Here is a 10,230-nt window from a genome sequence, read left to right as displayed (position 1 = left end):
AAATACTCGCGAGTGTTAGGCTAGATTGAGCTTAGCTCGCACCTTCGCGTTAAATAAGTACCTATTAAGTTGTTTTACCGCCATTTTAAATTCGCTTAAATGCCGTTGATAGTCCTCAGCGGGTAACGCTTGGTATTTAAGTGCCACATAACTTTGCGTCATGGTTTGAACCAGCGCGCAGAGTGTTGGTGCACTGTGCTGGTATTGCTCGATTATCTGCTGGGAAAATTGATTGGGACCATCACTGTCATTGCGTTTAATGCCATGGCGGGCAAGACGATTACAGACGAGTTGATAGCGGTTACTGATGGGGTCGCCCTGAGTATTAACGTGTAATAGCCCTGCACTGTAGGCGATATAAAGCACGATAAGGCCGATACACAGCCCCATAAATAGTGCAATTTTAGTGTTAGTCACCTTGCCTAAAATCCCGCTGAGCACTTGCTTTTGTTTATCTTGGTTGAAACCGAGCACCCACACACTCCAGTAGTAATCTATGCTGGCAAAACGCTGTCTTAACTCGTTAAGCCAAGGCATAGATTTAAACCGTAGACTACTAAAAGGGCTTGCTTGCAGGTAACTTTGCTCTGGGTCAAACTGAGCGTCAAACCCTTGTTCGATGCGTTCGGGCGCCACCATCGCGGTCGGATCAAAACGCACCCAACCTTCACCTTCAAGCCAAACCTCTGTCCATGCATGGGCCATATATTGATAAACGCTGTAGTAACCCGCCTGTGGATTAAACTCTCCGCCTTGATAGCCTGTCACCATACGTGCAGGTAAGCCCGATGCCCGCGCCATAAAAATAAATGCTGCGGCATAATGCACACAAAATCCGGCTTTATTTTCAAATAGAAAATCATCCACTTGCTGCGGTCCAAGGGGAGGTGGCGTGAGCGTATAGAAAAAGGGTTCACTATTGAAATGGCGCATCATGGCCGACAATCGTGGCTTAGGCTCGGGATGTTGCATCTTAAACTGTGCTGCCAGTGCCCAAGTACGCGGATTACTATTACTCGGCAGCTCGAGGTTAATCTGCCTTTGTTGCGCTGAGAGCATGAGATCCATCTTCGCCTTGGGCCAAGATTCAACTTGATAACTCATGCGTTGGTCGACATTACGCAGGGCTAATAGCCGATAGTCGGGTAGATTGGCCACATTATCATCTTGGCTATAGGCCACATCCAGACCAAATAACCACGGCTGGTGGCTCGGCTCAGCAATCACTTGGTAACGAATGCTGTGGCTATTATCTTGCGCAGCATTTTGAGGCTTGCTGCTTATCAAAGTAGGGTTATTAATCATTAACGCGGGGCTGGGCCGTGATGGCGGAAACTGCAGTGCCTCTTTTTGCAATTTTTTAATTTCTGCGTCTTGGCGCCAAGTGACACCGTCATAGTTTTCCATTACTAGGGCACGCCAATATAACTCGGCATTGGTGGGGGTTGCATTGGAAAACCCCGCCCTAAAGGCAAGTTCGGTCGAACGGGTGAGCTTGCCGATATCACCAATAGCTAGATTATCGGACAGACCCGTTTGTGCTTCTTTCATGTTAGGCACTAACCAGAGCGGCGCAAATCGCGGTAACACTAAAAACAACAGCAGCGCGAGAGGCACACTTTGTAGTAAAAATTTACCACCGAGCCAAGCTGTATGTTTGAAGGAGTGTTTATCTTGGTATAGCGTCACCAGTACGCAAGTGTTGATTAGCGTAACCACCAGTAGATGCATAGTGCTCAGTAGGGATTGGTGATCAATAAATGTCAGCGCGATAATAAAATAGCCCGCGAGCACGACAACGCGCACATCCCTTTGATTACGCATTTCAATGTATTTTAAGGCATAACCTAAGAGTAATAGATTCACTAGCGCATTCAGTAAGCCAATTTGCTTTGAGACTAATGCCAATGTGGTGGCGGCGCCTATTGCAAGACTGGTTACCAGAAAACGCGGCGGCTTTGCCACTTTGCCGACATAAATACCTATGCGCCACAGCAAACAAATCGCGCAAATCCCTAACGTCCAAGGCGTGGTTTTATCAAACAATGGGCTTAATACAGCGATATTGGTGATCAATAACCAAAAGAGTGTATGACGGCCGATATTTTCGCCGATTTGCGGTGTCGTGCTGTTGGCAAGTAATTTCATGCCTGTTCCCTCGAGATAGGGATATGGCGCTTCTTGCTGCTGGCTTTATCTGTTTTATTCGAGAGCTTCGCCGCTGATGACGAATTAACAGCTGACGGCGCTTGTGGATACAAGGCGAGGGCTTTTTGACAGGCGATCCTATGGTTATTGCCGATAGCGGGCGCAATCAGGATATCCTCGCCCATCAGTATGGGTAGGTGTAAACCGAAATACTGCTCGAGTTGCGTAAGTTTATTAACTTGCCAGCTTAACTGACTCAACTGGGTTTCGAGCCGTTTAGCATCGGGTCTGAGCCTTAACCAAACAGGCTCGCCTTGGGGCTGTTGAAATTCTTTACTGAGCATGCCGCGCCCTTGCGCCCATTGTTTCCACGCCACTTGCTTAAGGGATTCACCGAGCACATAGGGTTTAAGACCTTTAAATTCATCGATACCCGCTACATGTTTACCCGCAAGTAACAGCGGATCTTGCTCTGATTGAACATTGTCTGCCTCAAGTTGTAACGGCGCTTCCATTGGTTTTGCAAAAACTAAGTGGCTAATGGCTAAATCGACATGGGACCATGCGCGGCACAGCCCTAAGGGATAAAAGGATTCAATTTTGAGCCGCCCCGGTGACATATTTCCCCGTTGATTATACTCAAAAGGCACCAGCGCTTGCTGTTCATCGGCGTTGACGTTTTGCACTGTATAAGTGCGATTATGCGGATAGTTAAGCTGGATATTATGGCTACTGTGATGGGTACTAATGAGGACGGGAAAGGTTAATGTTTCGCCCGCATAGACTTCTGGCGGCGTCATGGCGCGTAAATGTAGGCCAGCTAGATTTTTGTAACTGTAGAGAATACAGGTATTAAACAGGCTTAAAAGTAAAATACTGAGGCCAATGATTAAGTTATTTTGATAGTTAGTACCAAACAGATATAAGAGTAAAATCAGACTAAGCCAAACTAAGCCAAAACCGCTCGGCAAAATAAAAATGCTGCGATGGCTTAAGATGATTTCAGGATTCGGTGGTAAGCTCCTTACTAACCAACGCTGCCAAATCGGGGCTAAAATTGTAACCGCCAGTCGTTTCACGCTTGCATCACTTCCTTATTTGAATAGCTTACCCAAATGCCTTGGTTTATTCGTTTAATGACATACTTTAGCGATATCGTTTATCACAACGGCTCGCTACATGATGGGATTGACGCTGGCAAGGATTCGCTCAGATAACGCTTCACCCTGTAATTGGCTACTGGTTCTCAGTCTGTGCTCCGCCACGCAGCAAAATACCGCTTGCACATCTTCGGGGACTAAATAATGTCGGCCCTCTAAAAAAGCCCATGCTTTAGCGGCTTGCAATAAAGCTTTAGTGGCGCGCGGTGATAAACCCACACTGTCACTTTGGCTGCGCGAAAAAGCGACTAAGGCCAAAATGTAATTTAGCAGAGCATCGGAAGCGCTGACCTTGTCGCACTCTTCTTGCAGTTGCATCAAGGCTAGTGGTGTCAGGCACTGGGGCAATTGTTCTAAGGTCAAGTGGTTATGATTACTCTTAAGCATCGCAAGCTCAGCGTCGTGGCTTGGATAGCCAATAGATAGACGCATCATAAATCTGTCTAGCTGCGATTCTGGTAGCGCAAATGTACCCGATTGATCGGTGGGGTTTTGCGTTGCGATGACAAAGAATGGATTGGGTAATCTGTGGGTAATGCCATCGACGGAAATTTGTTGTTCAGCCATTGCCTCGAGCAAAGCACTTTGTGTTTTAGGGCTGGCGCGGTTAATTTCATCGGCCAAAATCATTTGCTTAAAAATCGGCCCGGGATGAAAGATAAATTGCGCCTGATGTTGATCAAAAATCGACACGCCAAGAATGTCTGCCGGCAGCATATCACTGGTAAATTGGATCCGCTGGTAACTCAAACCCAAGCTTTGGGCTATAGCATGGGAAATACTGGTTTTACCCATGCCAGGTAAATCTTCAATCAATAGATGGCCGCGGGCGAGAATACAGGCTAATGCAAGCCGAATTTGCCTAGGTTTACCCAGCAATACTTGTTCAAGTTGTTGTAGTAATGCGCTGATCCCAGATTGTGTCACGGGCGACTCCTAATACATTTGAAAACGCTGCTGAACGTATATGTGAAAGCAGACAAGCTTTACCACTATGGCGGATAGTTGCCTGCTTATCCAGTGGCATTTTTGCAGTGAAATCAATTGCTCGACTGAGTGAAGTTTAGGCTTGAGTGTACTGGTGGCGCAAAACCAAAGGACAGCGGTCGATCTATGCAAGACACAGCGTTTGACTGCTGGTGGGGCGAATAAACCAAGATTTAAACAAAAAGCCTTGGACTAAGTGGACGCCGATGTCTCGCGCAAATGCTAAGTGAGCTTCAGTTTCTATACCTTCTAGAATGCACTTCTTATTGGTTTGTTTGGCGAAGTTAATCAGTGCTATGAGTAATTGGACTCCCTCGGGATGCGTCATATGGGTTAACCAATGGCGATCGAACTTGAGATAATCCACGTTCATCATCAGGTCGACACACAGCAAGGAGTGGGGCGCGCCAATATCGTCCAGCGCTACCTTGATATTCGCTTGTTTAAATTGGCTGAATAGTTGATTAGCAAGCATGGCATCGTTAACACAGGTATTTTCAATGATCTCGACCGTGACTTGCTGGTACTGTGATAACAGCTTTATAAGCTTGGCAGTATTTAGCCCATCGACGGCATGGGGATCGACATTAATAAAAATACGCTGCTGGTGGGGCGCATGGGCGAGTTGAAATACCTTGGCTTGATATTCAACCGCGGCGAGCAACTCTATGGATTCATGCAGTTGCTCGAACACTATATTGGGTGCAATTGCATCGCCATTCGGTTGATAAAAACGCGCTAAGGCTTCATAGCCGTCGATAGTAAACGTATGGGGATCGACAAAGGGTTGGTATTCGCAGCTGAGCGTTAACAAACTAAGGTTAATCATGGGCCTAATGGGAGTATTAATGCATTAATACTAACTATTCGCATTTAATGCCTTTTAGTGCAAACAAATTTACGAGAAAACGGCGTGATTGCTGAATAATTATTCGCTTTGCTAATTATTTGAATTTAGTGAACATCATTAAGAGTTTTTGGCGGTTAAAGTGTGAGCATTACGCTAAGATATGCTGAAAAGTAGGAACTCGATACTGCTGAGCATCGAGTTCCTTTTATGCTGCGAGTTAGTAAGCAAACTTCAGTTCAGCTTCGCTGAATAATGGCTGCGCTTTTTGCTCCTGCGCCTCATAAATCAATCGATAGCTGAGGACGGCTTGCACATATTCACGGGTTTCGGTAAACGGAATCGCTTCAATAAAGCCCATAGCATCGAGTTTACCGTCTGAGTTCGCTAACCAGCGACGCACTCTTGATGGCCCCGCATTATAGGCCGCGGTGGCGAGGATACGGTTTTGGTTAAACTCTTTTAATAACTGCGCATAGTAAGCACTGCCAAGGTTGAGATTAAGCTCGGCACTATAAAGATCTTTTGGATCGCTATATTTTGCACCCTGCTTTTTAGCGGTTGCTTTGGCCGTAGCAGGCATAATTTGCATTAACCCGCGGGCACCCACACCAGAGGTCGCATAAAGGTAAAAGGCGCTCTCGCGACGACTAATAGCACGAATTTCATCGATGTTCACTTTGTGCTTTTTACTGGCATGTTCAAAGCCTTCTTGGTGTGCCATAGGGAAACGTAGCGGTATATCATCCCATAACTTACCTTGGATACTGGCTTCAACGCCAAAATCGTACCAACCTTTCTCGTGGGCATAACGGCCGTAACGGGCTCGCATAGTGTTGTCACTGCGTCTGAGTAGTGACATCCATTCGTAGCGCGCATCAAAATAACGATCGAGCGCCATTAATTCTTGCACTCTAACAAAGCCTATATCGTCAGTTAACTTTTGGCTGTTAGCATCAACAACGGGCTCGGGGCTTTGATTAAGCGATACCGGTTTATTTAAATATTGCGCCGCGGCAAAACCGTAAAAATTACGTTCATTACTGATACTGGCAAGTGCCTTGGTGGCACTTTCTGGCGCATCCTTGGCATTAGTACGATAGAGCCAATATTGCCAACGTTCTTTAGCTAAAGTTTCGGGTTGTAACAGGTTCAAATATCGCGCAATGCTGCGCATATCATGATCGCGAATCGCCCATCTTAAACGACGCTCAAACAAATCGTCATTTTTTAGCGTGGCTATTTCGGCGTCGGCATAGTCTTTATGGTCATCATCTTGTTCTATTAATACACGGCGAACCAAATATTTATCTAATTGTTCAGCTTGAGCTGGCGTGAAACGATGGGATTTTTGATACCGAGTATACAAATTAATCGCTTGATCGAGATCTTTACGAGCAAGGCGTTTTAGTCCTGCGGCAACAATGTCACCGACAATGGGATTTTTATCATTAAATTTTTCGGTATGGCGCAGGCTATTAGGATCTTTAAATACGGCGACTAAGCGTTTTGCTTCGTTACTGTGGGTGGTGATTTTTTGTGATAAATAGCTCAGTAGGCTTGTTTCTCCAGCTTCAAAACTCAGCATCATCCGCGCCCAGACGACATCTTGCGTACGTTTACCTGCTTTGGTCCAAGTATTAAATAGCGGATCACATTCCTTTGGTCGTGAACCACCATAAACCCACAGAGATTGCGCGGCAGCATAGGCGGTTTTAATATCGCCTTGTGCCAGTTTTGCCTCATAGAAGTAACATTGCAGGCGAATATCGGCGGGGGCTTCTTGAGCAATAGTCAGGTAGTCAGTCCAACGATTTTGGCTACCAGCATTGTATAAATATTTAGACCTTAACCTGTTGTACATAGGCGTAGTCTCATATTTTTCAATTAATGATTTAGCCGCAAAACCAGATAGGCCATTGAGATTACCAATATCAATATCGTGGTCTAAATAGATTGCCAGCGGGTAATCGCCGAGTTTTGCTCGCAGAGGTTTATAAACTGCATAGTCTTGTTTTTTTAATGCTTTCTCAGCTTCTATAAAGGTTTTTTGCGTTGATGTTAGCGCCAGTGCAGCAGGGGCGTTGAGTGCGCCTGCAAGCAATATTGCGCTAGAGATAACCACATTCATAACGGCTTTGCACATGGCGCATTTGCCTCCGGGCATTCAGGTTGAATCGATATTTCTGCATCGATTCAAGATAATTAGTCTGTATGTTGTTTATTCAGCAGCGCATTAAGCGGGTTCAACTTCGGTATTGCTGCGCTCTGGCTGCAAATCGGCATCAAGCTCATCGTCTTGTGTTTCATTATCATCTAGGGCTTCATTGAGCGCTTTTTCGAGCAGCATTTTATCCAGTTGTTTACTGGTATCGACACCAAGTTGTTGCATTAAATGGGCTTGGCGTACAAGGTTACCTTTACCCGATGACAACTTGTTCATCGCACTGTGATAGGTTTTTTCGGCGTTATCTAAGGCGCGGCCGAGTTTTTCCATATCTTCAATATAACCACATAACTTGTCGTAAATCCGGCCCGCTTGCTTGGCAATGGTTTGCGCGTGTTGATTTTGATATTCGTAGCGCCAAATGTTGTTAATGGTGCGCAGTGCCACCAATAAATTGGTTGGGCTGACTAACATAATATTCTGCTCAAGTGCAAAGTTCACTAGGCTAGGATCATGCTCTAGCGCCAGTAAAAATGCTGGTTCAATCGGAATAAACATTAACACATAATCAAGGCTCTTAAGCCCATGAAGATGTTGATAATCCTTTTGACTCAATCCTTTAATATGGCTGCGAATTGAAATCACATGTTCGTTAATCGCCTGTTGGCGCAGGGCTGGATCTTCGCTATTGAAATAGCGCTCATAACTGACCAGCGACATTTTAGCATCGATGACCACATCTTTATTTTCCGGCAGATGGACAATGACATCCGGCTTAAAGCGTTTGCCGTTATCGTCTTTTAAATCTTGCTGGGTATGGTACTCATGGCCTTCACGTAGGCCACTTTCTTGCAATACGCGATCGAGGATCACTTCACCCCAGTTGCCTTGCTGCTTGTTATCACCTTTGAGCGCTTTGGTCAGGTTGATGGCGTCTTGGCTCATCTTAAGATTGAGATCCCGCAGGTGCTCAAGTTGATGTTTGAGGGCGCTGCGCTCTGATTGTTCATGGGTGTAGGACTCACGAATTTGCTGTCTGAATCCTTCAAGCTGTTGTTTTAATGGCCCAAGTACACCTTCAAGTTGACTGGCATTTTGGTGCTTAAAGTTTTCACTACGTTCTTCAAAAATCCGATTGGCGAGGTTTTCAAATTGGGTCTGGAGGCGTACTTCAGCCGATTCGAGACTGGCAATTTTATCCTGCAGCGACTCTTGCTGGGCATCGGCTTTAGCTTGAATTGTTTGTTGCATGGCATTGGACTTAGACAGCGCTAATTGGATTTCTAGCTGACGGCGCTGATTGTCATTTAATTGCTGCTCTAAAGTAGGAACGCGTTCGGCTAAGGCTTCGGCTTTACCTAATTGCTCGATTTTAAGCTCGAGACGCTGTTGGTATTGACGTAATTGCGCTTCTTTGTCGTCGAGCAACACTTGCTGCTGTGCCAAGGATAATTCGGCATCTTCGTTCACTTGACGCATTTCTTGTTCAAGTTGGTCTTTATGTTGTTGCCAGCGTTGGCGTGTGAGCCTTTGATTGAGTAGAGCACCCATTAACAGACCTAAAAAGGCAACCGCGAGAAGGCCGATCATATCGGCAACAGAAAAAGATTCAAAAAATGGCATGTTCAATAGCACTCCTTTAGCATTGACGCCTAGGTTCGCATGCTCAATAACAGGCTTCAAGCCCTTTAAGCAACTATATCTGTGCTTAATGCCTGAATGAGCAAGTCTTATACGTTTAAAATGAAATTATTTACGGGTGGAAATTTTTTAGGGCTTTTACCTGTCTATATATACAAGTAGCGACGGGGTTGATTACGACTCGATAGCTTAAATTATTAGATTGCAGAGGTGTCAATTGGCTAAAAACTCCCGTTTTACTCCAGGTATTCTCAAAAAAGCGCAGTGGCACATGCAAGATAGCCAAGTGACGCCCGAAGCTGTGTTTCGCTCGCGCAGGCAAATAGTCAAAGCGATGGGCCTCGGTGCCATTGGCGCCAGTGTGCCAGGTTATGTGCAAGCTGGATTATTTGATTTATTTGGTGAGCAGCCAAAATCTTCCTTTATTACTACGCCACTGACTTTTCAAACCAATAAACACTACGGTGACACCGATGTGTTAACCCCGTTTGATAAGGTCACCCAGCACAATAACTTTTATGAGTTTGGTACGGACAAGCAAGATCCCTCCAATAATGCCCAAGGCTATAAAGTCGATCCTTGGCAATTGCGTATTGAAGGTGAAGTCGAACGGCCCATGACCTTAGATTTTAATGATCTGACAACTATGTTCCCACTTGAGGAACGCAACTATCGTCTACGCTGCGTTGAAGCGTGGTCTATGGTCGTTCCTTGGGTGGGCTTTCCCTTGGCAGCGTTATTGAAAAAAGTTGGCGTCACTAATAAGGGCAAATATGTTGCTTTTGAAACGGCCTTTGATCCCGAACAAATGCCGGGCCAAAAGAGTCGATTAATGGGCGGGGGCATCCATTACCCTTATGTTGAAGGGCTCACGTTAGCCGAAGCCATGAACGACTTAACCTTAATGTCAGTTGGTCTGTACGGCAAAACTTTGCCACCGCAAAACGGAGCTCCTATTCGCTTAGTGGTGCCATGGAAATACGGTTTTAAGAGTATTAAATCAATTGTGCGGATCCGGGTGATGGATAAACAACCGCCAACCAGTTGGAACCAGCTTGCTTCACATGAATATGGATTTTATGCCAACGTTAATCCTGCGGTGGATCATCCGCGCTGGTCACAGGCGACTGAGCGCCGCATTGGTGAGGGTGGATTGTTTTCTGCCACCCGTATCGATACCCAACCGTTTAATGGTTATGGCGAGTTTGTCGCTTCGCTTTATGACGGTATAGATCTGAGGAAAAACTATTAATGATGTGTTTGTTGTCTCGTTTGCAGCC

General features: G+C 45.6%; 7 protein-coding genes. 1 reads left to right on the top strand and 6 read right to left on the bottom strand.

Annotated features, from left to right (window positions below):
• Positions 1-15 precede the first annotated feature (15 nt).
• From C9I43_RS07660 to rmuC, 6 genes are all read right to left on the bottom strand, one after another.
• On the bottom strand, positions 16-2,148 hold the full coding sequence (locus tag C9I43_RS07660) for a transglutaminase TgpA family protein (protein WP_107883035.1): 2,133 nt from the start codon (positions 2,146-2,148) through the stop codon (positions 16-18).
• On the bottom strand, positions 2,145-3,227 hold the full coding sequence (locus tag C9I43_RS07655) for a DUF58 domain-containing protein (protein WP_107883033.1): 1,083 nt from the start codon (positions 3,225-3,227) through the stop codon (positions 2,145-2,147). Before C9I43_RS07655 ends, C9I43_RS07660 begins: the two co-directional genes overlap by 4 nt.
• Before the next feature lie 96 nt (positions 3,228-3,323).
• Complete coding sequence (locus C9I43_RS07650) at positions 3,324-4,235, bottom strand: AAA family ATPase (RefSeq protein ID WP_107883031.1); 912 nt, start codon at positions 4,233-4,235, stop codon at positions 3,324-3,326.
• A 184-nt stretch (positions 4,236-4,419) separates the two neighbouring features.
• Positions 4,420-5,124, bottom strand: a complete 705-nt coding sequence (locus C9I43_RS07645) for an EAL domain-containing protein (protein WP_107883029.1) — start codon at positions 5,122-5,124, stop codon at positions 4,420-4,422.
• Between the two features lie 238 nt (positions 5,125-5,362).
• On the bottom strand, positions 5,363-7,288 hold the full coding sequence (locus C9I43_RS07640) for a transglycosylase SLT domain-containing protein (protein ID WP_107883027.1): 1,926 nt from the start codon (positions 7,286-7,288) through the stop codon (positions 5,363-5,365).
• Between the two features lie 90 nt (positions 7,289-7,378).
• Complete coding sequence (gene rmuC / locus C9I43_RS07635; RefSeq protein ID WP_107883025.1) at positions 7,379-8,932, bottom strand: DNA recombination protein RmuC; 1,554 nt, start codon at positions 8,930-8,932, stop codon at positions 7,379-7,381.
• Between the two features lie 235 nt (positions 8,933-9,167).
• Between rmuC and msrP the strand changes: the two genes are divergently transcribed.
• A complete protein-coding gene (gene msrP, locus C9I43_RS07630; protein WP_107883023.1) occupies positions 9,168-10,202 on the top strand; it encodes a protein-methionine-sulfoxide reductase catalytic subunit MsrP in 1,035 nt (344 codons plus the stop codon).
• The last annotated feature ends 28 nt before the right edge of the window (positions 10,203-10,230 follow it).

The organism is Shewanella morhuae, from assembly GCF_003028295.1.
In the GTDB taxonomy this organism is placed as follows: domain Bacteria; phylum Pseudomonadota; class Gammaproteobacteria; order Enterobacterales; family Shewanellaceae; genus Shewanella; species Shewanella morhuae.
The sequence above is the reverse complement of the archived record's forward strand: the minus strand, read 5'-3'. Positions and strand labels throughout refer to the sequence as shown.

Excerpts from the sequence above, each read along its gene's own strand:
- C9I43_RS07645 (WP_107883029.1), bottom strand. The coding sequence starts at position 5,124 with ATGATTAACCTTAGTTTGTTAACGCTCAGCTGCGAATACCAACCCTTT.
- C9I43_RS07660 (WP_107883035.1), bottom strand. The coding sequence starts at position 2,148 with ATGAAATTACTTGCCAACAGCACGACACCGCAAATCGGCGAAAATATC.
- C9I43_RS07640 (WP_107883027.1), bottom strand. The coding sequence starts at position 7,288 with ATGTGCAAAGCCGTTATGAATGTGGTTATCTCTAGCGCAATATTGCTT.
- rmuC (WP_107883025.1), bottom strand. The coding sequence starts at position 8,932 with ATGCCATTTTTTGAATCTTTTTCTGTTGCCGATATGATCGGCCTTCTC.